The organism is Kineococcus sp. DHX-1, from assembly GCF_042473625.1.
Classification (GTDB): Bacteria; Actinomycetota; Actinomycetes; order Actinomycetales; family Kineococcaceae; genus Kineococcus.
In genome coordinates, this window is the sequence record NZ_CP170445.1 from 418,173 (window position 1) to 443,215 (window position 25,043).

General features: G+C 73.1%; 24 protein-coding genes. 10 read left to right on the forward strand and 14 right to left on the reverse strand.

The features are described from left to right. The first annotated feature begins 50 nt into the window (after positions 1–50). The gene (locus ACFEMC_RS02030) at positions 51–2,915 is read left to right on the forward strand and encodes an FAD-binding and (Fe-S)-binding domain-containing protein (protein ID WP_380173107.1); all 2,865 of its coding nucleotides are present in this window, start codon (positions 51–53) and stop codon (positions 2,913–2,915) included. 135 nt (positions 2,916–3,050) lie between these two features. Here the strand turns inward: ACFEMC_RS02030 and ACFEMC_RS02035 are convergent, their stop codons facing one another. From ACFEMC_RS02035 to ACFEMC_RS02075, 9 genes are all read right to left on the reverse strand, one after another. Next, complete coding sequence (locus ACFEMC_RS02035; RefSeq protein ID WP_380173108.1) at positions 3,051–3,947, reverse strand: DUF559 domain-containing protein; 897 nt, start codon at positions 3,945–3,947, stop codon at positions 3,051–3,053. Positions 3,948–4,043: 96 nt separating this feature from the next. Beyond that, complete coding sequence (locus ACFEMC_RS02040) at positions 4,044–4,523, reverse strand: hypothetical protein (RefSeq protein ID WP_380173110.1); 480 nt, start codon at positions 4,521–4,523, stop codon at positions 4,044–4,046. A 128-nt stretch (positions 4,524–4,651) separates the two neighbouring features. Next, entirely contained in the window at positions 4,652–5,701 is a 1,050-nt protein-coding gene (locus ACFEMC_RS02045; RefSeq protein WP_380173112.1) for an LLM class flavin-dependent oxidoreductase, read from the reverse strand. Positions 5,702–5,735: 34 nt separating this feature from the next. Further along, positions 5,736–7,265 (reverse strand): aldehyde dehydrogenase, encoded by a 1,530-nt coding sequence (locus ACFEMC_RS02050; protein WP_380173114.1) that lies wholly within the window; start codon positions 7,263–7,265, stop codon positions 5,736–5,738. Beyond that, positions 7,262–7,993, reverse strand: coding sequence for an alpha/beta fold hydrolase (locus ACFEMC_RS02055; RefSeq protein WP_380173116.1), 732 nt, complete (start codon positions 7,991–7,993; stop codon positions 7,262–7,264). Before ACFEMC_RS02055 ends, ACFEMC_RS02050 begins: the two co-directional genes overlap by 4 nt. 7 nt (positions 7,994–8,000) lie before the next feature. After that, complete coding sequence (locus ACFEMC_RS02060) at positions 8,001–8,552, reverse strand: amino acid synthesis family protein (RefSeq protein WP_380173118.1); 552 nt, start codon at positions 8,550–8,552, stop codon at positions 8,001–8,003. Further along, entirely contained in the window at positions 8,549–9,241 is a 693-nt protein-coding gene (locus ACFEMC_RS02065) for an amino acid synthesis family protein (protein WP_380173120.1), read from the reverse strand. The genes ACFEMC_RS02060 and ACFEMC_RS02065 overlap by 4 nt, the downstream gene beginning before the upstream one ends. A gap of 149 nt (positions 9,242–9,390) precedes the next feature. After that, on the reverse strand, positions 9,391–9,918 hold the full coding sequence (locus ACFEMC_RS02070; RefSeq protein WP_380173122.1) for a flavin reductase family protein: 528 nt from the start codon (positions 9,916–9,918) through the stop codon (positions 9,391–9,393). 25 nt (positions 9,919–9,943) lie between these two features. Beyond that, positions 9,944–10,603 (reverse strand): GntR family transcriptional regulator, encoded by a 660-nt coding sequence (locus ACFEMC_RS02075; protein ID WP_380173124.1) that lies wholly within the window; start codon positions 10,601–10,603, stop codon positions 9,944–9,946. Between the two features lie 287 nt (positions 10,604–10,890). Here ACFEMC_RS02075 and ACFEMC_RS02080 point away from each other — a divergent pair, with 287 nt between their 5' ends. The 9 genes from ACFEMC_RS02080 to ACFEMC_RS02120 all read left to right on the forward strand — a co-directional run bounded on the left by ACFEMC_RS02080 (position 10,891) and on the right by ACFEMC_RS02120 (position 20,324). Continuing rightward, on the forward strand, positions 10,891–12,483 hold the full coding sequence (locus ACFEMC_RS02080; protein ID WP_380173127.1) for a BCCT family transporter: 1,593 nt from the start codon (positions 10,891–10,893) through the stop codon (positions 12,481–12,483). Continuing rightward, positions 12,480–12,830: a cupin domain-containing protein gene (locus tag ACFEMC_RS02085; protein WP_380173129.1), complete on the forward strand. Its 351-nt coding sequence runs from the start codon at positions 12,480–12,482 to the stop codon at positions 12,828–12,830. Before ACFEMC_RS02080 ends, ACFEMC_RS02085 begins: the two co-directional genes overlap by 4 nt. Positions 12,831–13,184: 354 nt before the next feature. Beyond that, entirely contained in the window at positions 13,185–14,480 is a 1,296-nt protein-coding gene (glnT, locus tag ACFEMC_RS02090) for a type III glutamate--ammonia ligase (RefSeq protein WP_380176550.1), read from the forward strand. Positions 14,481–14,544: 64 nt separating this feature from the next. Further along, positions 14,545–15,441 (forward strand): glutamine amidotransferase, encoded by an 897-nt coding sequence (locus ACFEMC_RS02095; protein WP_380173131.1) that lies wholly within the window; start codon positions 14,545–14,547, stop codon positions 15,439–15,441. Further along, the gene (locus tag ACFEMC_RS02100; RefSeq protein WP_380173133.1) at positions 15,429–16,163 is read left to right on the forward strand and encodes a hypothetical protein; all 735 of its coding nucleotides are present in this window, start codon (positions 15,429–15,431) and stop codon (positions 16,161–16,163) included. Before ACFEMC_RS02095 ends, ACFEMC_RS02100 begins: the two co-directional genes overlap by 13 nt. A 13-nt stretch (positions 16,164–16,176) precedes the next feature. Next, positions 16,177–17,502 carry an FMN-binding glutamate synthase family protein gene (locus tag ACFEMC_RS02105; RefSeq protein WP_380173135.1) on the forward strand — a complete coding sequence of 442 codons (1,326 nt, stop codon included), beginning with the start codon at positions 16,177–16,179 and terminating at the stop codon, positions 17,500–17,502. A 35-nt stretch (positions 17,503–17,537) separates the two neighbouring features. Further along, on the forward strand, positions 17,538–17,981 hold the full coding sequence (locus ACFEMC_RS02110; protein WP_380173137.1) for a HutD family protein: 444 nt from the start codon (positions 17,538–17,540) through the stop codon (positions 17,979–17,981). After that, a complete protein-coding gene (locus ACFEMC_RS02115; RefSeq protein WP_380173139.1) occupies positions 17,978–19,120 on the forward strand; it encodes an FAD-dependent oxidoreductase in 1,143 nt (380 codons plus the stop codon). The genes ACFEMC_RS02110 and ACFEMC_RS02115 overlap by 4 nt, the downstream gene beginning before the upstream one ends. Beyond that, positions 19,113–20,324, forward strand: a complete 1,212-nt coding sequence (locus ACFEMC_RS02120; protein ID WP_380173141.1) for an allantoate amidohydrolase — start codon at positions 19,113–19,115, stop codon at positions 20,322–20,324. Before ACFEMC_RS02115 ends, ACFEMC_RS02120 begins: the two co-directional genes overlap by 8 nt. A 27-nt stretch (positions 20,325–20,351) precedes the next feature. Here the strand turns inward: ACFEMC_RS02120 and ACFEMC_RS02125 are convergent, their stop codons facing one another. The 5 genes from ACFEMC_RS02125 to ACFEMC_RS02145 all read right to left on the reverse strand — a co-directional run bounded on the left by ACFEMC_RS02125 (position 20,352) and on the right by ACFEMC_RS02145 (position 24,959). Continuing rightward, positions 20,352–21,008, reverse strand: coding sequence for a helix-turn-helix domain-containing protein (locus tag ACFEMC_RS02125; RefSeq protein WP_380173143.1), 657 nt, complete (start codon positions 21,006–21,008; stop codon positions 20,352–20,354). 25 nt (positions 21,009–21,033) lie between these two features. After that, positions 21,034–22,425: a pyridoxal phosphate-dependent decarboxylase family protein gene (locus tag ACFEMC_RS02130; protein WP_380173145.1), complete on the reverse strand. Its 1,392-nt coding sequence runs from the start codon at positions 22,423–22,425 to the stop codon at positions 21,034–21,036. Between the two features lie 184 nt (positions 22,426–22,609). Next, positions 22,610–23,302 carry a hypothetical protein gene (locus tag ACFEMC_RS02135; protein WP_380173147.1) on the reverse strand — a complete coding sequence of 231 codons (693 nt, stop codon included), beginning with the start codon at positions 23,300–23,302 and terminating at the stop codon, positions 22,610–22,612. Positions 23,303–23,403: 101 nt separating this feature from the next. Then, the gene (locus tag ACFEMC_RS02140) at positions 23,404–24,408 is read right to left on the reverse strand and encodes a TIGR03557 family F420-dependent LLM class oxidoreductase (RefSeq protein ID WP_380173149.1); all 1,005 of its coding nucleotides are present in this window, start codon (positions 24,406–24,408) and stop codon (positions 23,404–23,406) included. Then, entirely contained in the window at positions 24,405–24,959 is a 555-nt protein-coding gene (locus ACFEMC_RS02145) for a type 1 glutamine amidotransferase domain-containing protein (protein WP_380173151.1), read from the reverse strand. The genes ACFEMC_RS02140 and ACFEMC_RS02145 overlap by 4 nt, the downstream gene beginning before the upstream one ends. Positions 24,960–25,043: the final 84 nt, after the last annotated feature.

Below are 25,043 nucleotides of genomic sequence, written 5' to 3' on the forward strand. Positions count from 1 at the left end.
AGGTCCGACTCCGTGTCGGAGCACCCCGCCCGCGGCGGCACACTTTAGGCGTGACCCTCATCGACGACGCGCGCGCCCAGGCCACGGCGGAGGCGACGACCACCACGACCGCGGAGCTGGTCGCCGCTCTCGACGCCGCCCTGGGGACGACCCCGGGGTCCGGGACCGTCGACGCGTCCAGCCGCCGCCGCGCCGAGTACACGACCGACGCGTCGAACTACCGCGTCGTCCCGCTCGTCGTCGTCTTCCCGCGCAGCGTCGAGGACGTCGTCGCCGCCTGGGGCGTCTGCCGCGGGCTCGGTGTCCCCTTCACCTCCCGCGGCGCGGGCACGTCGGTGGCCGGCAACGCCATCGGGCCCGGCGTCGTCCTCGACTTCTCCCGGCACCTGCACCGCGTCCTGGAGATCGACGCCGAGGGCATGACGGCGCTCATCGAACCGGGCGTGATCCTCGACGACCTGCAGCGCGAGGCGGCCCCGCACGGGCTGCGGTTCGGGCCGGACCCCTCCACCCACGCCCGCTGCACCGTCGGCGGGATGATCGGCAACGACGCCTGCGGCTCCCACGCGCTGGCCTACGGCCGCACCTCGCACAACGTCGTCGCGCTCGAGGTCCTCGACGGGCACGGCCGGCGGTACTGGACGGACGCCCCGCCCGCCGAGCTGCTCGAGGAACTGCGCTCGGTCGCCGCGGCGCACCTGGGGCTGATCCGCACGACGTTCGGGACCTTCGGGCGCCAGGTGTCCGGCTACGCGCTCGAGCACCTGCTGCCCGAGACGGGCGGCCCCACCGGGACGGCGCTCGCGCGCCTGCTCACCGGTTCCGAGGGCACCCTCGCGACGATCCTGCGGGCTCGCGTCCGCCTCGTCCGGCAGTCGCCGTCGACGACGTTCGTCGTGCTCGGGTACGACTCGATGCACGAGGCCGCCGACGCCACGCCCTTCCTGCTGGAGCACTCCCCGCTCGCCGTCGAGGGCATCGACCGCCGCCTGGCCGACGTCGTCGTGCGCCGCGGCGGTTCCGTCGACGGCCTGCCGAGCGGCAACGGCTGGTTGTTCGTCGAGATGGGGGGTGAAACTCCGCAGGAGTCCCTCGCGGCGGCCCGCGCGATGGTCGCCGACTCCCGCGCCCTGGACTCCGTCGTCATCCCGACCGCCGCCGAGGCCAAGAAGCTGTGGCGCATCCGCGAGGACGGGGCCGGTCTCGCCGGCCGCTCCCCCGAGGGTCAGCCCGCGTGGCCGGGCTGGGAGGACGCGGCCGTCCCGCCGGCGAAGCTGGGGGAGTACCTGCGCGAGTTCGACGCGCTCATGGCCTCCCACGGCGTCGACGGCCTGGCGTACGGGCACTTCGGCGACGGTTGCATCCACGTCCGCATCGACTTCCCGCTCTACGAGAACGGCGGCGGCACGGCCGCCAAGTCCTTCCTGGAGGACGCCGCTCGGCTCGTCGCCCGCCACGGCGGGTCGCTGTCCGGGGAACACGGTGACGGCCGCGCCCGCGGCGGGTTGCTGCCGCTCATGTACGACGCCGAGGCGATCACCGCGTTCGAGCAGGTCAAGCGCGCCTTCGACCCGGCCGACCTGCTGAACCCCGGCGTCATCGTCCGCCCGGCCGACGTCGCCGCGGACCTGCGCGTCCCGACGGCCCGACCCGCGCACGCGCTCGGGATGCCGCTCAAGTTCGCGTACTCCCGCGACGAGGGCGACCTCACGCGCGCCGTCCACCGCTGCGTCGGCGTCGGGAAGTGCCGCGCCGACTCCGGCGGCGTCATGTGCCCGTCGTACCTGGCGACGGGGGACGAGAAGGACTCCACCCGTGGCCGGGCCCGGCTGCTGCAGGAGATGGCCAACGGAACCCTCGTCACCGACGGCTGGCGCTCGCAGGAGGTCAAGGACGTCCTGGACCTCTGCCTGTCCTGCAAGGGGTGCAGCGCCGACTGCCCCGCCGGCGTCGACATGCCGACGTACAAGGCGGAGTTCCTCGACAAGTTCTACGCGGGCCGCCTGCGGCCGATGAACCACTACCTGCTGGGCTGGCTGCCGCGCTGGTCGAAGCTGGCGTCCATCGCCCCGAAGGTCGTGAACCGGCTGACGTCGGTGCCGGCGCTCGCGTGGACGGCGCGGGCCCTCGGTGGCGTGGACCAGAACCGCCCGCTGCCGGCGTTCGCCGAGGAGACGTTCCGCGCCTGGTTCGACCGGCGGCCCGAGGTCCCCGGTCAGCCGGTGCTGCTGTGGGTGGACTCCTTCACCGAGCACTTCTCGCCCGAGGTCGGCCGGGCGGCGGTGAAGCTGCTGGAGCACCTGGGGTTCTCGGTGCGGTTGACGGAGAAGCAGGTCTGCTGCGGTCTGACGTGGGTCTCGACCGGACAGCTCGACGGCGCCAAGCGGCAGTTGCGGTCCTCCCTCGACGCGCTCGGGAACTCGAACGTCCCCGTCGTCGGCCTGGAACCCTCGTGCACGTCCCTGCTGCGGGAGGACGCCGCGGAACTCCTGCCCGACGACCCCCGCGCCCACGCGCTGGAGAAGAGGGTCAAGACGCTCGCCGAACTCATCGCCGAGCAGCGCCCCGACTGGGTGCCGCCGCGCGTGGACCAGAAGGCCGTCGTGCAGCCGCACTGCCACCAGCACGCGACGATGGGTTTCGGCCCCGACGAGCGGTTGCTGGCCAAGGCGGGTGTGGACGCGCAGGTGCTCTCCGGGTGCTGCGGTCTCGCGGGGAACTTCGGCGCCGAGAAGGGCCACCACGAGGTGTCGGTGAAGGTCGCCGAGCACAAGCTGCTGCCCGCCCTGCGCGAGCGCGGTGACGCGCTCGTCGTGGCCGACGGGTACTCGTGCCGCACGCAGGCCGACAACCTCGCCGGGGTGCGGCCGAAGCACCTCGCCGAGATCCTCGCCGACGCCCTCCCGGAGGGCTGACCGCCCCGTCCCCCCGGTCCGCCCCCCGGTCCGCGCCCGGTCCCGCGTGGAAAACACTCTTTCCGCCCTTCGCGGGGCCGATCGGGGGGCCGGAAGCACGACTTCCGCTCGCACCGGGGCAGGGCGGAGGTGGGGTCAGGCCGGGTGGCGGACCCGTCGCTGTCGGGCGACGGCCCGGACCACGGCGTCCACCACCTCCTGCGGGTCGTGCAGCATGGGCGCGGTCACGTGCACGACCTCCCACCCCGCCTCACGCAGGGCCCGCAGCCGCCGCCGGTCTTTGGTGAGCTGCTCCCGCAGGGCGTGCCACCCTCCGTCGTACTCGATCGCCACCCGGCACTCCGGGAGCGCCAGGTCGAGGCGCGCGACGAAGTTCCCTGCGCTGTCGCAGACGGTGACGCGCGGCTCGACCGGCAGGCCGGCCCGCTGCAGCACGACGCGCAGCACGCTCTCCTGACGGGACTCCGCGCGCGGGTCGCAGAGCGTGGCCACCTGGCGTGCTGCCGCCACGTGGGGGTCGTGCACCTCCATCAGCCACCGGCGCAGGGACGGGAGCGGCACCACGCCGGCGCGGACCAGGGCGTCGAGGTTGGCCACCGCCTCGGTGAGCGGAAGCCGAGTCGTCGCGTCGAACGCCATCCGTTCCGGCGTCGCGGCCGGGACGCCGGCGACCAGTCCCCCCGGGTCGACGGTCCGCGCCCGGCGGAGGGCCACGCCGCGCACGGCGGACCACCTCCCGCCGGCGGGTGCCGGGACGAGGACCTCCACGTCGTCCTCCCACCGCCGCAGTTCCACCCCGAGCAGGGTGGCCTGCGAGCGACCCGTGACCACACCACCCTCCGGCAGCAGGAGCGCGGCCGCGCGGCACCGGAGTTCGTGGGTGAGGGGTCTGCCGGCCAGCGTGTAGACGCCGCGGAGGACGCGCTGCACCTCCGGTCCGCGCAACTGCTTCTCGCTGAAGAGGCCTTCCCGCAGGACGTCCCGGGCCCGGAACACCTCGGGCAGGAGCACGGCGTGGTGTGGTCGTCGCATCCGTGGACTGTCCGCCGGGTCGGGGAGCGCCGGGACCCGCCACGGGCCCACCTGTGGACGACACGCCGGGACGGGCGGCCTGTGGAGACCGGGACGTCATCTGGGGCGTTCTCCACAGGGGGCGGAAGTCGTGCTCTCCGCCCTCGGACCGGCCGCCGGAGGGGCGGAAAGAGTGTTTTCCACGCGGGACCGGCGGACGGCGAGGTCCACGAGGAGGTGGGTGTCGCGGCGTTCCCGGCCGTTGCGGAGGTCCTTCGGGGGACGGTGGACGTCGCGGAGCTCCAGGGAACCCGGCACGGGACGGCGGTCGTCGGCGGGGCCGGTGACAGCCCAGTTCACGAGCTGGATGCGGACCGGGAAACCCGTCGTCTCCACACCGCCGGGGGCGGGGTCGCACGTCGCGTGGCGGACGAGCGGACCGAACTCGGCGGGGGAGGGGCGGACCCGCAGGAACCACGTCACGTCGTCACCGACGGTGGGTTTCGGGCGGTGCGGCAGCTCCTTGACGTGGAGCAGGACGCGGAGGACGACAAACAGGCGCAGGCTGACCGGGGTCAGCGCGGTGTGGCGGTGCACTCGAGGACCCGCGCACTCGACGGACCGGGAGACGAAGCCCCCGGGCGCGGGTTGACCGGGGACAGGGTGACCCGCACCCCGCCCCCGGGTCAAGCCCCGGTCGCGCCCCGCCGCTCAGCTCCGGCGGGTCAGTCGCCGGCGAAGGCGGGCACGACCTGCTCGATGAAGAGCGCCAGCGAGGCGCGCTTCTCCTCGTGCGTCATGCCGTTGTCGATCCAGAAGCTGAACTCGTCGACGCCGAGCTCCTCGTAGTACCGGATCCGCTCGACGACCTCCTCGGGCGTCCCGATCATGGCGGTCTTGTGCAGGGAGTCGACCTCGAACTCCGGCCGCTCGGCGAACTTCTCGACCGGGCTGGGCTCCAGGAACCCCTTCTCGGGGGTCACCTTGTTGCCGAACCAGGCGTCGAACGTGCGGTAGTACCGGGCGACGGCTTCCGCGGCGGGCCGCCAGCCGTCGGGGTCGGACACGGGGTGCACGTGGGTGTGCCGCAGCACCATGAGCTTCGGGCGGGGCTGCTCTGGGTGGTTGCCGACGGCGACGTCGAACTTGCGTGCCAGGTCCTCCACCTCCCCGTCGCCCTTCATGAGCGGCGTCACCATGACGTTGCAGCCCGAGGCGACGGCGAAGTCGTGGGACGCGGGGTCGCGGGCCGCGATCCACACCGGGGGACCGGGCTTCTGCACCGGCGACGGGACCGAGGTCGAGGTGGGGAACTGCCAGACCTCCCCGTCGTGGGCGTAGTCGCCCTCCCACAGGCGCTGGACCGCGGGGACCAGTTCGCGCAGGTGCTTCCCGCCCTCGGTGGCGGGCAGGCCGCCGGCCATCCGGTCGAACTCGAACTGGTAGGCCCCGCGCGCCAGCCCCACCTCCATGCGGCCTCCGCTGATCACGTCCAGCAGCGCGCACTCGCCGGCCGCGCGGATCGGGTTCCAGAACGGTGCGATCATGGTGCCGGCCCCGAGGCGGATGCGGGTGGTCCGCGCGGCCAGGTAGGCGAGCTGGGGCATCGGGCTGGGGGAGACGGTGTACTCCATGGCGTGGTGCTCACCGATCCACACGGTGCTGAAACCCCCCTCCTCCGCCATGAGCGCGAGTTCGGTCAGGTTCTCGAAGAGCTGCTGGTGGCCGACTTCCTCGTCCCAGCGCTCCATGTGCACGAACAGTGAGAACTTCACGGGTCTCTCCTCCTCAACGGGTGGTGGTGGGTGGTCAGCTGCGCATGGTGAACGGGTCGGCGAGTTCTTCCTCGCTCGTGTTGATCCACACGCTCTTCACCCGGGTGTAGTCGCGGATGGTCTCCTGGCCGTGCTCGACACCGACACCGCTGCTCTTGAACCCCTGGCGGGGCGACATGGGGGACATCGCGCGGTAGGTGTTGACCCACACGGTGCCGGCGTCGAGCCGGGCGGCCATCCGGTGGGCGCGGGACAGGTCCCGCGTCCAGACGCCGGCCGCCAGGCCGTACTCGGTGTCGTTCGCGAGCGCGACGACCTCGTCCTCGGTGTCGAAGGGCATGACCGCCGCGACGGGGCCGAAGATCTCCTCGCGCACGACGCGCATCGAGTTGTCGACGTCGACGAGGACGGTGGGTTCGTAGAACCAGCCGCCCAAGCCACCGCCGTCGCTCGTGCGGCCACCCGTGAGGACGCGCGCGCCCTCCTCGCGGCCGAGCTCGACGTACCCGTCGACCTTCGCGCGCTGGTCGGCGAACGCCAACGGCCCAAGCTCGGTGCTCTCGTCCAAGGGGTCTCCGATCCGGATCGTGCAGGCGCGGTCGGTGACCCGTTGCAGCAGCTCGTCGTAGACGGAGCGGTGGGCGAAGACGCGGCTGCCCGCGATGCACGTCTGGCCGGCGGCGGCGAAGATGCCCGCCACCACGCCCATGGCGGCGTTCGCCACGTCGGCGTCGCTGAAGACGATGTTCGGGGACTTCCCGCCGAGTTCCAGGGTGGAACCGATGAACCGGCTGGCCGTGGTCGCCGCGATGCGCGCCCCGGTGGCGGTGCTGCCCGTGAAGGAGACCTTGGCCAGCCCACGGTGGTCGACGAGCGCCTGGCCGGCCTCGGACCCGAAACCGGTGACGACGTTGACGACGCCGGGCGGGAACCCGGCCTCGGCTGCGAGCTCGGCGAGCCGCAGGACCGTGGCCGAGGTGTGCTCGGAGGGTTTCACCACGATGGTGTTGCCGGCGCACAGCGCGGGGGCCAGCTTGCTCGTCGTCAGGGTGAGCGGGGAGTTCCACGGTGTGATGGCCCCGACGACACCGAGGGGTTCACGCGTCGTGTAGTTCAAGACCCGGCGGTCGGAGGTGGGGATCACGTCGCCCTGCACCTTGTCGGCCAGACCGGCGTAGTAGTAGAGGTACTCCGGCAGCGTCGCGAGCTGACCCCTCATCTCCCGCAGCAGCTTGCCGTTGTCGAGGGTCTCCATCCGGGCCAGCTCCTCGGCGTTCTCGCCGACGAGGTCGCCCAGGCGACGCAGGAGCCGGCCGCGCCGGGTCTGGCTGAGGTCGCGCCAGCTCGGGTCCTCGAACGCGCGGGCCGCCGCGGTGACGGCGCGGTCGACGTCGGCGGCGTTCCCCCGGGCCACGCGGTGGTTGACGGCCAGGGTGGCGGGGTTGGCGCTCTCGAACCACTCCCCGCTGCTCGGGGCGCTGTGCTCGCCGCCGATGTGGTGGTCCAGCTGCCGCACGGGAACCGCGGTCCGCGCGCCGGGGGTCGTCGTCTGCACGTCGGTCATCGGCCGACTCCTTCCAGGAACGGGACGAGGTGGGACACGAGGACGTCGGGCTGCTGCGCAGGCCACAGGTGCCGGGCACCGGGCACGACGACCGCGCGGGACCCGGGGACCGCGTCGGCGAGGCGGCGCGTCATCTCCGGGGTGGATCCGGGGTCCAGGTCCCCGGTGACCGCCAACGCCGGGACGGTGATCCGGGGGAGTTCCTCCAACAGTTCCGCATCGGCCGTCGCGAAGACGCGGTAGCACCGCAGGTAGGACTCGACGTCGTTGGCGAGCAGCGTCTTCTCGGTGCGCCGGAGGAGGTCCGTGTCGGACTCGCCGGGGAACCAGCGCTGCAGCGAGGCGGCGACGCTGGCGGGGAAGTCGGCCTCCGCCGTGGCGAGGCGGGCCAGGACGGCGTCGCGTTCGGCCGGGGTCCGCTGGCAGACCGAGCTCACGGACGCCAGGCTCGCGACGAGGTCGGTCCGGAACCGGGCCAGGTGCTGCGCGACGAGCGCCCCGAGGGAGAAACCGACGAGGTGCGACCCGGCCGGGACGTCCTCGGCCACGCGGCCCGCGAGGTCGGCGAGGGTCGCGCCCTCCGCGACCGGGGCGGCGTCGCCGTGGCCGGGCAGGTCCGGGGTGACGACGCGGAAACCCTCGGCCTCGAGCGCCGCGCGCACCGGTGCCCACAGGGTGTGGTCCAGACCGACCCCGTGCAGCAGGACGACGGTCCCCCGCGACGTCACGGTCGGATCACTGCTCCGAGGACAGCGGTGCGAGACGCTGCTGCGGACGGCCGCGCGTGGCCGCGGCGAGGGCGATGAGGATCTCCCCGGCGTGCGGGGCGTCGGCGACCTGGACCTCGACGGACTGGTGGTGCGAGCGGATGGTCGCGTCGGTGACGTGCTTGAGCGGGATGTCGAACGTCGCACCGGCCCGGGCCCGCTTCTCGACCGCGGGCAGCAGCGTCGTCGCGGCGGCCGCCGTGCGGAAGTGGTCTCCGAACTTCAGGGTGTGGATGAGCGCGGAGGCGTGCTCGACCTCACCGTCGAGACCGACGATGCCGGCCTTGCCGTAGGCCTCGGCGGGTCCGCCGAGGGCCTCCAGGACGCGGGGTGCCAGCAGGGCGCCGAGGTCGGAGGCGTGGGCGTCGATGCCGGGGGCGAGGTCCTCGACGAAGCCCTGACCCGCCCAGGGGTTCTCGACGACGGCCGCCACGACCGCGACGCGGGCGACGGGGTCGACCTCGCGGCCGCCCTCCCAGCGGGTCTCCTCGACGAGGGTCACGAGTTTGCGGACGTTCACGGCTGGTCCTCCAGGAGGGCGGGGGTGACGGCGGGGTCGGTGGTGCGGTCCCCGATCCGGGCGTGCGGTCGCGGGCCGGTCGAGGCCGCCGCCACGACGACGATCTCGTCGGCGCGGGGGGCGTCGGCGACGCGGACGGCCACGGTCTGGTAGTGGCTGCGGGTGGCGGCGTGGTTCTTGTGCCACAGGGGGACGACGAGGGTCTCCCCGGCGTCGCCACGGGTGTCGGCGAAGCAGATGATCGACTCCCCGCCGAGGTGGGCCCGGACGAGGTTGCCGAAGTACGGCGTGTGGATGAGGGCCGCGCCGTGCTCGATCTCGCCGGCGGTCCCGACGACGGCGGCCTTGCCGAACGCCTCGACCGCGTCGACGCCGCCGAGGGCGTGGAGGAGGGCGTCGGTGAGGATCCGGGCCAGCGAGGGCGCGATGGCCGAGACCGCGGGGCCCAAGTCCGTCGCGGCCGGGGTACCGACCCACGGGTTGCGGATGACGGCGGCCGCGGAGGCCCTCTCGGCGGGGACCGCCGGGGCCGAGCCGGCCTCGGTGAGCACCGTCTCGCGGTACACGACGAGCTTGCGCACCTCGACGCCCGCGCCTCCGTCGGAGGTGTGGGAGTTCAGGTGCAGGTCGGGGGTGGCGGTGGGACGCGGTGCGGTGTCGACCGCCGCGGTGCTGGTCGCCTCTTGCATGCCAGAAACGCTAAGTGGTCCGCCGTTGTCGGTCAAGGGTTCGGGGCCACCTGTTGAGCACTCGCGCTGAAACGCTGCTGCACAGGGGGAAGAAGACGGCCCCGACGTCCAGAAGGACGTCGGGGCCTGTGGTTCTGGCATGCCAGAACTCAGCGCGGGGTGAGCGTGCGGAACCCCGAGGAGTGCCAGACGAGGGGTTCGGTGTCGGGGGCGTTCCCGAGCGCGTGCACCTGCAGGAGCACGACGTCGTGGTCGCCGGCGGGGAACTGGCTGTGCACCGAGCACTCCAGCCACACGGGTGCACCGTGGACGAACACGGCGCCCGACTCCGATGTCGTCGACTCGACGCCCGCGAACCGGTCGGCGGCCTTCGAGGCGAGCTGGCGCGCGGTGAGGTCGTGCGCCTCGCCGAGCACCGACACCCCGAGGCGGCCGCCCGCCTCCGCCGCGGCGCGCAACCGCGGCCAGCTCGTGGAGGTGTGCTGTACCGCGAACAGGACCAGCGGCGGATCCAGCGAGATGCCCACCTGGAAGGAGGACGCGACCAGCACGGTGGGTCCGGGTTCCCCGGGCACCTGGGAGGAGATGGCCGCGACACCTGAGGGGAACAGGGCGAACGTCGTGCGCAGCGCTGTGGGATCGGCGTCCGGGGCGGTGAGGGTGAGGGGTGCGGTCACGGGGACCTCCTGGGTGGGTGGTGAGTCAGCTGGAGAGGGTTTCGCGTTCGCTGCTGCGGACGTGGTCGCGCATGGCGAACTCGGCGCCGTAACCGTCCTTCTCGCGGATGTGCTGCAGGACCTTCTCGTGCTCGGACAGGGACGCGCCGAGCCGGCCGGGCCGGCCGAGGGAACGAGCGACGAGCCGGTGGTAGGCGAGCTGGTTCATGAGGGTGCGGTAGTGGTTCTTGAGCTGGGTGTTGTCCGCGCCGTCGATGATGGTGGAGTGGAACCCGTGCACGAGGTCGGCGTACCCCTCGTGGTCGACGGCGGCGACGGCGAGCCGGGCGCGGTCCAGGTTCTCCTCGAGCTCGTCGAGCGCGGGGACGCGTCCCCGCGCCGCGAGGAGGCGGGCGCCCATGCCCTCCAGGACCTCCTTGAGCTCGAACAGCTCGATGATCTCCCGGCGGCTCGGGGCGCGGACGAAGGTGCCGACGCGGGGGCGGACCTCGATGAGCCCCTCGATCTGGAGCTGCTTGAGCGCCTCCCTGACCGGCGTCCGGCTCACGCCGTGCTGCTCGGCCAGGGCGATCTCGGACAGGGGTGAGCCCGGTTGGTGGTCGCCGCTGATGATGGCGGTCCGCAGGGATTCGAGCACTCGCGCCTGCGCTCCCGTGAGCGCCGCGGCCTCCATCGGCTGTGGCATGCAAGAACGGTAGGAGTGTTGGTGTCGCACGTCAACCGTCCAACCGTGGTGCACCCCGGCTTCCTCGGTGTTTCCGCCGTGTGAACCCGTGTGACGGGCGGGTTCCAGTTCGCCGTTGTCACGCGGAAAGTCGTGCCCTAGCCTTGACCCGCGTCAAACTTGCATGCCAGCGTCGGTCTGCCACACGAGTCATCCGCTCACCGAAGAGCCCGTCGCCGCGGTCTGAGCCCTCCTCGCCCCGTCGACCCCCCCGCACGGTCCCGTTCGATCCGTGAAAGGAGCTGCCCGTGTCCACCCCGACCAGCAGCCCGCCCTCCGCCCCCGACGACTCGCCGTCCGCGTCGTCCGGCCCCGCCCCGGACCTCCTGGGTGCTCACGAGGCCGACCCTCGCCGCCGTCCCGGTCCCGTCCTGCTCGTCTCCGTCGCCGTCACGGTCGTCGTGGTGGCGTGGGGAGCAGCTGCCGGCGGGTCGTTGTCCAGCGCCAGTTCCGGAGCGCTCAACTGGATCACCTCCAGCTTCGGCTGGCTCTACCTTCTGAGCGCGCTGGGCATCTTGGTGTTCCTCGTGGGCCTCGCGGTCAGCCCGTACGGCCGGCTCCGCCTGGGGCGCGACGAGGACCGGCCCCAGTTCAAGACGCGGTCCTGGATCGCCATGATCCTGTCCGCCGTCATGGGGATCGGCCTCATCTCCTACGGCGTGGCCGAACCCGTCTCCCACCTCGCATCGCCGCCGCACGGTCTGGCCGACCCCATGACGCGGGACGCTGCCGTTACCGCCATGCAGTTCTCCTTCTTCGACTGGGGCCTGCACGCCTGGGGCATCTTCGCCGTCATGGGTCTGGCCATGGCCTGGTCGACGTACCGGAAGGGCCGGCCGAGCCTCGTCTCCGCGTTGCTGCGGCCGATCCTGGGCAAGCGCGTCGACGGCTGGGTGGGGGGCGGGATCGACGTCTTCGCGGTCTTCGCCACGCTGTTCGGCACCACGACCTCGCTGGGGCTGGGTGCGCTGCAGATCAACGCGGGCCTGGGATCGCTCTTCGGGGTCCCGGTCTCGACCGTCGTGCAGGTGCTCATCATCGCCGTCGTCACCCTGCTGTTCACCGTCTCCGCGGTCAGCGGCGTGGCCAAGGGCATCCGCTACCTCAGCGAGACGGCGATGGGGCTGGCCGGTCTGCTGCTCGTCTTCATCGTCGTCGTCGGGCCCTCGATCTACCTCGCGAACCTGCTCGTGCAGTCGCTGGGGCGCTACGCCAGTCAGTTCTTCGCGATGAGCCTCATCACCCCGGCGGACGGCGACCTCGCCTTCATGCAGTGGTGGACGTACTTCATGCTCGCGTGGTGGTTGTCCTGGGCGGCCTTCGTCGGCGTGTTCCTGGCGCGCATCTCCCGCGGCCGCACCATCCGCGAGTTCGTCCTCGGTGTCCTCGTCGTCCCCAGCGCCGTGTTCTTCGTGTGGTTCACCGCGTTCGGCGGGACCGCGATGCACCTGGACCTGACCCGCGGGGCCGGCATCGCCGCCGCGGCGGCCCAGGACGCGAACTCCGCGTTCTTCCTGACCCTCGACCAGTTCCCGCTCTCGACAGTCACCTCCACCCTGGCCATCGTCCTCGTCGTGCTGTTCTTCGTCTCCGGTGCCGACGCGAACACCTACGTCCTGGCGATGCTCACGACGCGCGGCAGCGAGCGGCCGCCGACGTGGTGCCTCGTCCTGTGGGGCGTCCTCACCGGCGCGGCCGCCGTGGCGCTGCTGCTCGCCGGCGGTCTGCAGGCGCTGCAGAACATGGCCATCGTCTCCTCGGCCCCGTTCCTGCTCATCGTCTTGGCGGTCACCGCGGCGTTCTGGAAGGACCTGCGCAGCGAACAGCTGGTGCGGGCGTGAGTTCGACCGACCTTCCCGTCGTCGAACTGGGCCCACCCGTGTTCGAGGGGGGTGCCCGCTGGACCGACCTCGCCGCGCTCGTGACCGGGGAGGGGGAGCGGGCGGTGGTGCTGACGACGTTGGACGCGGGAGCCCGCACGGCCTGGCACCGGCACGTGCACGGACAGGTGCTCGTGGTGACGGGAGGGGCCGGGGAGCTCGAGCTCGAGGAGGGTCGGCGCCTCCTCGGTCCGGGAGACGTGGTCGTGGTCCCGCCGGGTGTCGTGCACCGTCACGCGGCCGCTGCTGACCAGGCCGTGACGCACGTGTCCGTCTCAGCCGCAGGGGATCTCGAACTGCTCGCGTGATGAGCAGGGGCGGCCCCGCCCCCACGTCGGTGGGGGCGGGGTCGTCGCGCGTCCGGCCCCCCGCGTGGAGGGCGGAAGTCGCGCTTCCGGCCGTCCAGGGCCCCGGTGGGGGGCGGAAAGAGTGTTTTCCACGCGGGGGAGGGGGAGGGTTTCCCTGCCGGTGACGGGCGCGAAACACGGACGAAACACGCAGCGTGTCTACTGTCAGTAGATGTTGGACGCCACCGTGAGACGCCCCTGGAGGCTCCCGTGACCGCCGCTCCTCCCGCTCCCCCGACCCAGGACGCCGCTCCCGGCGTGACGCCGCGCGTGTCCCCGGAGCTGTCCGTCGGCACCACCCAGTCCCTCGCGAGCATGGCCCGCGCCGACGGCGTCCGGTACCTGCTCGCCACGTTCACCACCCTCACCGGCAAACCCTGCTCCAAGCTCGTCCCGGTCTCCGCGGCCGACGAGCTCGAGGGCGAGGGGTGCGGGTTCGCGGGGTACGCCGCCGGCGGCCTCGGGCAGGTGCCCGCGGACCCCGACGTGGTCGCGGTCCCCGACCGCTCCTCCTACACGCCGCTGCCCTTCGTCCGACCCGGACTGGCGATGGTCCACTGCGACCCCCACGTCGAGGGGATCCCCTACGCGTTCGCGCCGAGGGTCCTGTTGCGGCGGCAGATCGCCGCGGCGGCCGACCTCGGCCTGAGCCTGTCGGTCGGTGCGGAGGTCGAGTACTTCCTCGTCAAGCGCGGCCTCGACGGCAGGCTGGTGACGGCCGACGCCTCGGACGACGCCGACCAGCCCTGCTACGACACCCGCGGCGTGACCCGCATGTACGACCACCTGGCCGCCGTCTCCGACGCCATGGAGTTCCTCGGCTGGGGCCCCTACGCCAGCGACCACGAGGACGGCAACGGGCAGTTCGAGCAGAACTTCCACTACGCCGACGCCCTCACGACGGCCGACCGCGTCACGACGCTGCGCTACGTCATCCAGATGCTGGCCGAGCAGCGCGGGATGATCGCGACCTACATGCCGAAGCCCTTCACCGACCGCACGGGCAGCGGCATGCACCTGCACCTGTCCCTGTGGGGCGAGGACGGCCCGCGGTTCCCGGCGGCCGAGGACCCCCGGGGTCTGGGGTTGTCGCGGACGGGCTACGGCTTCACCGCCGGACTGCTCGCGCACGCTCCGGCCATGCAGGCCGTCATCGCCCCGACCGTGAACTCCTACAAGAGGACCGGCGCGACCTCGACGGCGTCGGGGGCGACGTGGGCGCCACGGGCGGCGACGTACGGCGGCAACGACCGCACGCACCTCGTCCGCGTCCCCGACCCCCACCGCGTGGAACTGCGGGCCGGGGACGGCGCGGCCAGTTCCCACCTCGCCGCAGCGGTCGCCCTGGGGGCCGGCCTCGACGGCGTGCGCCGGGACCTCGATCCGGGCGTGCCGGGGGAGTGCCCCGCGGACGCGCCGCTCCTGCCGCGGACGCTGCTCGACGCGGTGCACGCGTTCGAGGCCGACGACGTCGTCACGGGCGTCCTCGACGCGGTCGACCCCGGGGCCGGGGTGTCGCGGTACTACGCCGGGCTCAAGCGCGAGGAGTTCTACTCCTGGCACGCGCGAGTCACCGACTGGGAGGTCGACCGCTACCTCACCGCGGTCTGACTGGACACTGCGAGGAAACGACACTTACTGTGAAGAAACACGCTGACGACGAAGGAGGACGCTGATGTGCGGGATCGCCGGACTGCACCTGCGGGACGCGGCGTTGCAGCCGCACCTCGGGTCCCTGTTACAAACGATGCTCTGCCAGGCCGCCGAGCGCGGGACCGACGCCGCTGGTGTCGGTCTCTACGGGGACCCCGGCTTGAACCCCGACGGCCAGGCCACGGTCTGCACCATCGAGTCCCCACTGGCCGCGACCGAGGCCGCCGCCGCGGTGGAGCGCGCTCTGGGGCAGCCGGTCCGGAGCCGGGCGAGCGGGCAGACCACGGTCTTCACCGCGCCCGTGGCGGCCGAGCTCCTCGAGGCCGCCGTCCGCGCCGCCCTGCCCGGCGCGGTCGTCACCAGCCGGGGCGCGAACCTGTCCGTCCTGAAGGGAACGGGTCACCCGGACGACCTGGCCACCACGTTCCGCCTCGCCGAGGCCACGGGGTACCAGGGCGTCGCCCACACCCGGATGGCGACCGAGTCCGCGGTCACCTCCACCGGGAGCCACCCCTACTCCGTCGGGCCCGACCAGTGCATGGTCCACAACGGGTCCTTCTCGAACCACGCCACGATCCGGCGCGAGCTCATGGCCGAGGGTGTGGAGTTCGACTCCGAGAACGACACCGAGGTGGGAGCGCGGTTCGTGGCGCAGCAGCTCGCCGGCGGTGCCGACGTCGAGAAGGCGCTGCGCCTGCTGTGCGAGCGCTTCGACGGCTTCTACACGCTGCTCGTCGCGACGGAGAACTCCTTCGCCGTCGTCCGGGACGCCATCGCCTGCAAACCCGCGGTCGTCGCCGAGACCGACCAGTGGGTCGCCATGGCGAGCGAGTACCGCTACCTCACCGGTCTGCCCGGTGTCGAGAACGCCCGCATCTTCGAACCCGAGCCGGAGGTCGTGTACGCATGGGAACGCTGACCCAGGAACTCCCCGCGACGCCCGACGCGCGCCCCACGGAGCCGATCGTGGTGGACCTCGCGAAGACCACCGTCCGGGAGCTGAACGCCGCCCTGCACGCCGAACCCGAGGGGTCCACGGCGCACTACCGGGTCGTGCACCCGCAGGGGACGCACTCGATCGCCGTCGGGCTCGACCGTCCCGTCACGGTCGCCGTCGAGGGGCACGTCGGCTACTACGCCGCCGGCATGAACCAGCACGCCACGGTCGAGGTCCACGGCAACGCGGGCGTCGGAGTCGCGGAGAACATGATGTCCGGGCGCGTGCACGTGCACGGCGACGCGTCCCAGTCGGCCGGGGCCACCGCCCACGGAGGTCTCCTCGTCGTCGACGGCAACGCCGCGGCCCGGTGCGGCATCTCCATGAAGGGGGTGGACATCGTGGTCGGCGGGAACGTCGGGCACATGAGCGGGTTCATGGCCCAGGCCGGGCGGATGGTCGTCTGCGGCGACGCCGGGGACGCGCTGGGCGACTCCGTCTACGAGGCCCGCATCTACGTCCAGGGGACCGTCGCCTCGCTCGGGGCGGACTGCGTCGCCAAGGAGATGCGTCCGGAACACCTGGCCGAACTCACCGAACTGCTCGCCGCGGCCGGCCGCGACGACGACCCGGCCGCCTTCACCCGCTACGGGTCGGCCCGCACGCTCTACAACTTCCACGTCGACAACGCCTCGGCGTACTGAGAGGGGCCCGGAGATGACCGACGACCTCGCCGCGCAGGGACTGCGTGAGTCCGCGACCTTCGACCGCAGCACCATCGCGGCCATCCAGCACGCAGCGCGCACCGGCATCTACGACATCCGCGGAGGGGGCGCCAAGCGCAAGCTGCCGCACTTCGACGACCTGCTGTTCCTCGGCGCCAGCATGTCCCGGTACCCGCTGGAGGGGTACCGCGAGCGCTGCGACACCGACGTCGTCCTCGGTGCGCGGAACGCGAAGTTCCCGCTGCACCTGTCCACGCCGGTCACCATCGCGGGCATGAGCTTCGGGGCGCTGTCCGGCCGGGCCAAGGAGGCGCTCGGCCGGGGGGCCAGCGAGGTCGGCACGTCCACCACGACGGGCGACGGGGGCATGACCGACGAGGAGCGCGGGCACTCCAAGCACCTCGTGTACCAGTACCTGCCCTCGCGCTACGGCATGAACCCCGACCACCTGCGCGCCGCCGACGCGATCGAGGTCGTCCTCGGCCAGGGCGCCAAACCCGGCGGGGGCGGGATGCTGCTGGGGCAGAAGATCACCGAGCGCGTCGCGGGCATGCGGACGCTGCCGGTCGGCGTCGACCAGCGCTCGGCGTGCCGGCACCCGGACTGGACCGGTCCCGACGACTTGGCCATCAAGATCGGTGAACTCCGGGAGATCACCGACTGGGAGAAGCCGATCTACGTCAAGGTCGGGGCCTCGCGCCCGTACTACGACGTCAAGCTCGCCGTGAAGGCCGGCGCGGACGTCGTCGTCGTCGACGGCATGCAGGGCGGGACCGCCGCCACGCAGGACGTGTTCATCGAGCACGTCGGGATCCCCACGCTCGCGGCGATCCCCGAGGCCGTCCGCGCGCTGCAGGAGATGGGGGTCCACCGCGAGGTCCAGCTCGTCGTCTCCGGCGGCGTCCGCAACGGCGCCGACCTGGCCAAGTGCATGGCCCTGGGGGCCGACGCCGTCGCCATCGGCACGGCCGCCCTCATCGCCCTCGGCGACAACGACCCCGCCCTCGACGCGGAGTACCGCAAGATCGGGTCGGCGGCCGGGTACTACGACGACTGGCAGGCCGGTCGTGACCCGGCCGGCATCACGACCCAGGACCCCGAGCTGCAGCAGCGCTTCGACCCCGAGGTCGGCGGTCGTCGGCTCGCGAACTTCCTGCGCGTCATGACCATGGAGGCGCAGATCATCGCGCGGGCCTGCGGCAAGGCCCACCTGCAGCACCTGGAGCCGGAGGACCTCGTCGCGCTGACGATCGAGGCCGCCGCCATGACCCGGTTGCCGCTGGCCGGCACGAGCTGGGTCCCCGGCCAGGGGTTCTGACCGGCCCTCGGGGTGGGACGGGGCATCCTGGAGCCGTGCGGACGATCGACCACGGGGACCTCCCGGACGTTCCCTGGCGCAACGGGCGGGGCACGACCCGGGAGGTGCACCGCGACGACCGGTGGCGGCTCAGCATCGCGGCCGTCACGGAACCGGGCCCGTTCTCGACCTTCCCCGGCGTCGACCGCACGTTCGTCCTCGCCCGCGGGAGGCTCGTCCTCACCGTCGCCGGCCACGTCCACCGTCTGCGCCCCGGCGACCTCCTGAGGTTCCCCGGGGAGGTCGCCGTCACCGCCGAGCCGGACGGGGACGTCGTGGCGGTGAACGTCATGACGACGCGTCCGCACGTCGCGCACGTGCGGGTGGGGGTCCCCGGGGAGGCCCTCGTGGCCGTCGACCTGACCACGCTGCAGTCGCACTTCTCCGTCGTCCCCGGCGACCTCGCGGGGCGAGCCGTCGTGGTGGAAGGGATCTCATGAGTTCGCAGTTCCTCGTCGTCGGGGCCGGCCTGGCAGGTGCCTCGACCGCCTGGCGGCTGGCCGAGCGGGGCTCGTCCGTCACCCTCGTCGAACGCGACGTCCCGGCGTCCGAGCAGGGCAGTTCGCACGGGTCCGCGCGCATCTTCCGGTACGCCTACCCCGAGCGGGTCTACGTCGACCTGGTGGGCGCCACGGAACCCGGCTGGGCGGAACTGTCCGCGTTGCACGGGGCCGACCTGGTCCGGCGCTGCGGCGCCCTGGACTTCGGGACGCAGCGGGACCCCCACGGGCTGGCGGCGGTCCTGGCGGCCGCCGGGGTCGAGCACGAGCTCCTGGCCCGTGACGAGGCCCGTGCGCGCTGGCCGCACATCGCCTTCGACACCGACGTCCTGCTGCACCGCGTCGGCGGGGTCCTCGACGCGGAGTCGACCGTCACGACCATGGTGGCGGCGGCGAAGGCGCGGGGGGCCGAGGTCCTCACGGGCTGGCCCCTGCAGCGGCTGGAACGGACGGGTTCGGGCTCCACGTCCGGGTTCGTGGCGCACGCCGCGGACGGACGCACCCTCACCGCCGAGCGGGTCGTCGTCGCCGCGGGAGGGTTCCTGCCGCAGCTGCTGGGCGACCTGGCACTGCCGTCCGGGTTCCTCGACGCGTTCCCCGCGCTGCAGGTGAAGGAGGAGAACGCCTTCCACTTCCCCTACCGGGACGGGGCGCCCGCCGAGGACTGGCCCACCCTCATCCACAAGCGCGAGGACATCTGCGTGTACGCGCTGCCGGGCGGGCGCGACGCGCAGTTCCGCGGGCAGAAGGTGGCGGAGTACGACGCGGGGCGCGTGATCCCCTCCGCGGCGGCGCGGTCGGGCCGGATCGACCCCGCCAACCGCGCCCGGGTCGTCGACTACGTCCAGCGGTTCCTGCCGGGGCTGGAACCCGAGCCGTACGCCGAGACGACGTGCCTGTTCACGAACACCCCGACCGAGGACTTCGTCGTCGACGAGGCCGACGGCGTGACGGTCGTGTCCCCGTGCTCCGGCCACGGCGCCAAGTTCGCGCCCGTCCTCGGCGAGGTCGCGGCCGACGTCGCGCTGGGAACCGGGTCGGTGCCGGAGCGGTTCCGGGTAGGTTCGCCCCGTGCCTGAGACCGCGCAGCTGCTCGCCGCCATCGCCGACACGGGCCGCGACCCGGTGCGCGGCGGCTACTCCCGTCCCGTCTTCGCCGGCGCGGAACGCGAACTGCTCGAGTGGTACCTCGCCGAACTCGGCCGCCGCGGCCTCGAGGGCGAGACCGACCGGAACGGCGTCGTCTGGGCGTGGTGGAACCCCGCCGGGGCGCCGCTGCGGGACGCCGTCGTCACCGGCAGCCACCTCGACTCCGTGCCGGGGGGTGGTGCCTTCGACGGACCGCTCGGGGTCGCCTCCGCCCTGCGCGCCCTCGACCTGTTGCGGGAGCGGGGGATCGAGCCCGCGCGTCCGCTGGGTCTGGCGGTGTTCCCCGAGGAGGAGGGGTCCCGGTTCGGGGTCGCCTGTCTGGGGTCGCGGTTGCTGACCGGTGCGATCGCGCCGGAACGCGCGCTCGCCCTGACGGACTCCGACGGCACGAGCTTCGCGGACGCCGCTCGTGGCGCCGGGCTCGACCCGGCGGGTTTCGGTCGTGACGACGAGGCGCTGGCGCGCATCGGCTGCTTCGTCGAGCTCCACGTCGAACAGGGCCGCGGCCTCGTCGACCTCGACGCCCCCGTCGCCGTGGCGTCGTCCGTCATCGGGCACGGGCGCTGGCGGTTCACCGTGCACGGGCAGGGCAACCACGCCGGGACGACGCTGCTCGCCGACCGCCACGACCCGCTGCTCGTGGCGGCCCTCCTCGTCGCCGCGGCTCGCGAGGTCGCCGCCGCGCACCCCGGGACCCGGGCGACGGTCGGACGGCTGAACCCCGTCCCCGGTGGGACGAACGTCATCGCCTCCCGCGTCGACCTGTGGCTGGACGTGCGGCACCCCGAGGACGCGGTCACCGCTGCCGTCGTCGCCGAGCTCTCCCGGCGGGCCGGGGAGCTCGCGGCCGCCGAGGGCTGCACGGTCGACGTCCGGGAGGAGTCCCTCAGTCCGACGGTGGACTTCGATCCCGCGCTGTCCCGCAGGCTGTCCGCGGTCCTCCCCGGCGCACCGCTGCTGCCGACCGGGGCCGGGCACGACGCCGGCGTCCTGGCCGAGCGCGTGCCCACGGCGATGCTGTTCACCCGGAACCCCACGGGCGTCTCGCACTCGCCGGAGGAGTTCTGCACCGACGACGACGCCGAACGGGGGTCAGTCGCCCTGGCGGACGTGCTGACCGACCTGGTGACCTGAGTCGACCGCAGCTCCGCCGCGGGCGGCTCAGTCGTGCCCGCTGGTCCCGTCGTAGGCGGTGACCGCGAGGAACTTGGCGGGCAGGACCACGAGTTCCTCCGGTCCGTGCGGCCCCTCGCCGTCGAACTGCAGCGCGTCGCCCGGCCGCATCGTGTAGTGGGCCTCGCCGTGCCCGTAGACCATCTCGCCCTCCAGCATGTACAGGATCTCCGTCCCCGGGTGCTGGAACAACGGGAACACCTCCGACACCTCGGTGAGCGTCACGAGCACGGCCTCCATGCGCTTGTGCGGTCCGCGCAGGCCCCCCAGGAGTTCGTAGAGGTGGCCCTGCTTGGACCCGCGCCGCACGATGCGCGCCCCGTGGCCCGCCGGGACGAAGACCGCCTCCCGCTCGGCGTCCACCCCACGGAACAGGGCCGTGACGGGGACCTCCAGGCCGGCGGCGAGGCGGGCCAGCGTCGTGAGGCTGCAGGAGGTCTGAGCGTTCTCGATCTTCGACAGCATGGCCTTGGAGATGCCGACGCGGTCGGCCATCTCCGCCACCGACAGCCCCGCCGCCTGCCGGTAGGCGCGCACCTGCGCCGCGATGCTGCGTTCGAGGTCGCCCTCGGCGGGGCCGGCTGACTCGCGGCTGATCTCGCGGGCCGCCGAACCGCTGGCGATGGGGTCCTCGGCGCTCGTCATGCGCCCATCCTGCCCCACCGACAGGTCAGGCCATGGTGTCCAGGATCGCGGTGAGGTCCTCGATCGTCGTGCGCGGGTTGACGATCGCGAACCGGGCGTTGGGTCGGCCCTGGTGGCTGCTCGGTGTCACGAACGCGAGCTGCTCGTCCAGCAGCCGCGCCGACCAGGCGTCGTAGTCGGCCTTCGTCCAGCCGACGCGCTCGAACACCACCACGGACAACTGCGGCTCCCGCACGAGGGACAGTTCCGGGCGTCCGGCGACGACCCGGCCGATCTCGGCCGCCAGGTCGATGGCCGCGTCGATCGCCTCGCGGTAGGCCCGGACCCCGTAGGTCGCCAGCGAGAACCACGTGGGCAGCCCGCGCGGACGCCGGGTGAGGTGGGCGGCGAAGTCCGACGGGCTCCAGTCCTTCGTCTCGGTGAGGGTGTCGAGGTACTCGGCGTGCTGGGTGTGGGCGCGGCGCCCGCGTTCGGGGTCGCGGTAGATGAGCGCGCACGCGTCGAACGGTGCGAACAACCACTTGTGCGGGTCCACGATGACCGAGTCGGCGTGCTCGAGGCCGTCGAACACCTCGCGGCGCCGCGTCGACAACCGGCCGGCCAGACCGTAGGCGCCGTCGACGTGCAACCAGGTCCCTCGCTCGGTGGTGACCTCGGCGATCCCGGCCAGGTCGTCGACGATGCCGAAGTTCGTCGACCCCGCGGTGGCCACCACCGCGAACACCCGGTCGCCGTGCTCGTCGAGGGCGGCCCGGACGGCGTCGCCGCGCAGGACGCCGTCCTCGCCCGGCGCCACGGCCACGACGTCGACGTCCATGACCCGGGCGGCCGACGCGATCGAGGAGTGCGCCTCGGCGCTGCAGACGACGGCCCAGCGGCCGGGAGCGGTCCCCCGGCCGCGAGCGAGCTCGCGGGCGTCCTCCCGGGCGGCGACGAGCGCGGAGAGGTTGCCGAGGGTCCCGCCCTGGACGAACACACCGCCGGAACCGGCAGGCAGCCCGAACTCGTCGGCGAGCCAGCGCAGCACCTCGTTCTCGGCGTGCACCGCCCCGGCGCCCTCCAGCCAGGACCCCCCGTAGAGGGCGCTCGCCGACACGACGATGTCGAAGGCCGCGGCGGCCTTGGAGGGCGCCGACGGGATGAAGGACAGGTAGCGCGGGTGGTCGGTCGTGATGCACGCGGGCGCCAGGACGTGCTCGAACACGGCCAGCGCCCGGGCGGCCCCGATGCCGTCCTCGGTCACGGCCGGCGGGGCGAGCCGGCGCAGGTCGGCGCTGCTGACGGACTTGTCCAGCGGCAGGTCGCGCGCCGTCAGCCGCTTGCGGGAGTAGTCCAGGACGAGGTCGAGGGCCGTCTCGTTCTCGGTGGTCGTCTCGTGCATGCGCGCGGACGTGCCCGCGGAGGTCTCGTCGTGCATCGGCCAGCTCTCGGTGGGCGTCCGGTGGCCACGCGGCGCCGGACGGGACGGGACGGACCGCGGCGGGTGCCGGCTCCACCACCACGCTAGGGGCGCGGGGAGGGGCGCTCAAGACGCCTGACGTGCGTGCCTGCGCAACGGATGCACCCTCCGACCGGGCGGGACGGGTGGTCCGTTGCGGACCTCAGGCGGCCTGGCCCCGGGGTTCGTCGTCGAACCAGCGGTCGGGTGGTTCGGTGGGGCTCTCGCTGAGCCAGCGGCGCGCGGCCTGGGGGTCGCGCCGGTGCAGTTCGGTGAGGAGCAGGCTGAGCGCGCCCACGAGCCGTCCCCGCTCGGCCCCCGGCGCGTCCTCCGACGCCGTGCGCAACGCCCGCCACTCGGTGAAGAGGGCCTCCAGCGGCAGGACCCCGAACAGGTCGGCGAGGGCATCGGGGCTCTGGCGCACGTCCACGGCCGGTACGGGGGTGGCGTCTCGGGGGGTGGGAGCGGCCGACGCCTCCCACGACGTCAACCACCGCACCACGACGGCCGAACCCACGCCGAGGACGGCGGCGGAGAGCAGTTGCGACGGGACGCCGGCCTCGTGCGCCCCCGCCACCAGGGGTCCCACCGCGACCGCGGCCAGCAGCAGCCCGCGGGTACGTCGCACGGTCTGCGGGTGACGGGTGGACGCCGGCGTCGTCACCGCCGGCAGGACCAGCAGCACCAGGCTCACGAGCGCGGCCGAGAGGAGGATCGTCGCAGGGGTCGCCACGGCTCCCACGACCGCCAGCACCGTCCCCGCGGTTCCCGCCACGACTGCACCGGCCCGCAGCAGCCAGGTGGTGACCGTCCCGGTCACCGACCCCGTCCGCAGGGCCGGGACGTCCGTCCCCATCGCGACCCCCTCACGCCCGTTCCCCGGGACCGCGTGACCGCGGTGGCCCGGGGAGTGCTCTCGTCCTGGACAACGCCCCCCGGGCCCCGCGGGTTCCCGGATCAGCTCGGGGAGGGGTCCGTCCCCTGGGCCGCCTCGCGCAGCGCCGGGATGATGTCGGACTTCGCGGCCGCCAAGAACTCCTCCTGGTGCTCGCCGCCGATCTGGACCAGGGCGAGGTCGGTGAAACCCGCCTCGAAGTACGCCGAGGCCGCCTCGACGATCGCGTCCACGTCGTTCCCGCAGGGGATCTGCCCGGCGACGTCCTCCGGCCGCACGAACTGGGTGGCCCCGGCGAAACCCGCCGTGGTCGGGAGGTCGGCGTTCACCTTCCAGCCGCCCGCGAACCAGCGGAACTGCTCGTGCGCACGGGTGATCGCGGCGTCCTTGTCGGCGCCCCAGGAGACCGGCATCTGACCGATCTTCCGGCTGGGCTGCTGACCGGTCTCCCTGGCTGCGTCCCAGGCCTTCAACGCCGCGTCGGGTTCCACCGCGATGGCGTGGTCGGCCAGGGGGGAGAACCGCGTGGCCGACTTCTCCCCGCTGATCGCCACGGCGATCGGCACCCGGTGCTCCGGGACGTCCCACAACCGGTGGGAGTCGACGCGGAAGTACTCACCCGCGTAGGTGAGCAGGTCGCCGTCGAAGAGGTTCGAGATGATCTCGCACGCCTCGACGAGCATGTCCTGACGTTCCTCGACGGCGGGCCAGCCGTGACCGACGACGTGCTCGTTGAGGTTCTCGCCCGACCCCAGGCCGAGGACGAAACGCCCTTCGGACAGGATCTGCACCGTCGCGGCCTTCTGAGCGACGATCGCCGGGTGGTACCGGACCGTCGGGCACGTCACGTACGTCATGAGTTCCACGCGCGACGTCGTGGCGGCCACTGCGCCGAGGACCGACCACGCGTACGGCGCGTGGCCCTGCGACGTCAGCCACGGCGAGGCGTGGTCGGAGAACACGATGGTGTCGAACCCCGCCTCCTCCGCCGCGCGGGCGTCGCGGACGAGCCAGCGCGGGTCGGACTGCTCGCTCATGCACGTGTAGCCGATGCCGGGGGCGCTCACGACAGCGCCTCCAGCAGCGCGCGGTTGAACGCCGGCAGGTCGTCGGGGTTGCGGCTCGTCACCAGGGGACCGGGACCGTTGCGGTCGACGACCACCTCCTCGTCGACCCACTCGGCGCCCGCGTTGCGCAGGTCCGTCTGCAGCGAGGGCCACGACGTCATACGGCGGCCCTTCAGCACGTCGGCCTCGGCCAGCGTCCAGGGCGCGTGGCAGATGGCCGCGATGGGGCGGGTCGAGGCGGCGAACTGCTGCACGAAGGTCACCGCGGAGCGCGAGGTGCGCAGGGCGTCGGGGTTCGCGACACCGCCGGGCAGGACGAGAGCCGCGTACTCCGACGGGCTGGCGTCGTCGACGACGACGTCCACGTCGAACGTGTCGGCCTTGTCCAGGTGGTCGAACGCCTGGACGGTGCCGGGCTTCAGCGACAACAGCACCGGCTCCCCACCGGCCTCCTGCACCGCCTTCCACGGTTCCGTCAGCTCGACCTGCTCGATGCCCTCGCCCGCGACGAGGAACGCGATCTTCTTGCCCGTGAGCGCTGCGTCCGTCATGCCGCCACGCTCGCACCGCAGGCGGGGGTCGGCATCCGGGAGCGGGCGCCGCACGCGCCGGTCGAGGGGCCGCTGCCCGCGGCG

Excerpts from the sequence above, each read along its gene's own strand:
- ACFEMC_RS02035 (WP_380173108.1), bottom strand. The coding sequence starts at position 3,947 with ATGCGACGACCACACCACGCCGTGCTCCTGCCCGAGGTGTTCCGGGCC.
- ACFEMC_RS02050 (WP_380173114.1), bottom strand. The coding sequence starts at position 7,265 with ATGACCGACGTGCAGACGACGACCCCCGGCGCGCGGACCGCGGTTCCC.
- ACFEMC_RS02065 (WP_380173120.1), bottom strand. The coding sequence starts at position 9,241 with ATGCAAGAGGCGACCAGCACCGCGGCGGTCGACACCGCACCGCGTCCC.
- ACFEMC_RS02075 (WP_380173124.1), bottom strand. The coding sequence starts at position 10,603 with ATGCCACAGCCGATGGAGGCCGCGGCGCTCACGGGAGCGCAGGCGCGA.
- glnT (WP_380176550.1), top strand. The coding sequence starts at position 13,185 with ATGGCCCGCGCCGACGGCGTCCGGTACCTGCTCGCCACGTTCACCACC.
- ACFEMC_RS02095 (WP_380173131.1), top strand. The coding sequence starts at position 14,545 with ATGTGCGGGATCGCCGGACTGCACCTGCGGGACGCGGCGTTGCAGCCG.
- ACFEMC_RS02100 (WP_380173133.1), top strand. The coding sequence starts at position 15,429 with ATGGGAACGCTGACCCAGGAACTCCCCGCGACGCCCGACGCGCGCCCC.
- ACFEMC_RS02105 (WP_380173135.1), top strand. The coding sequence starts at position 16,177 with ATGACCGACGACCTCGCCGCGCAGGGACTGCGTGAGTCCGCGACCTTC.
- ACFEMC_RS02115 (WP_380173139.1), top strand. The coding sequence starts at position 17,978 with ATGAGTTCGCAGTTCCTCGTCGTCGGGGCCGGCCTGGCAGGTGCCTCG.
- ACFEMC_RS02125 (WP_380173143.1), bottom strand. The coding sequence starts at position 21,008 with ATGACGAGCGCCGAGGACCCCATCGCCAGCGGTTCGGCGGCCCGCGAG.
- ACFEMC_RS02130 (WP_380173145.1), bottom strand. The coding sequence starts at position 22,425 with ATGCACGACGAGACCTCCGCGGGCACGTCCGCGCGCATGCACGAGACG.
- ACFEMC_RS02135 (WP_380173147.1), bottom strand. The coding sequence starts at position 23,302 with ATGGGGACGGACGTCCCGGCCCTGCGGACGGGGTCGGTGACCGGGACG.
- ACFEMC_RS02145 (WP_380173151.1), bottom strand. The coding sequence starts at position 24,959 with ATGACGGACGCAGCGCTCACGGGCAAGAAGATCGCGTTCCTCGTCGCG.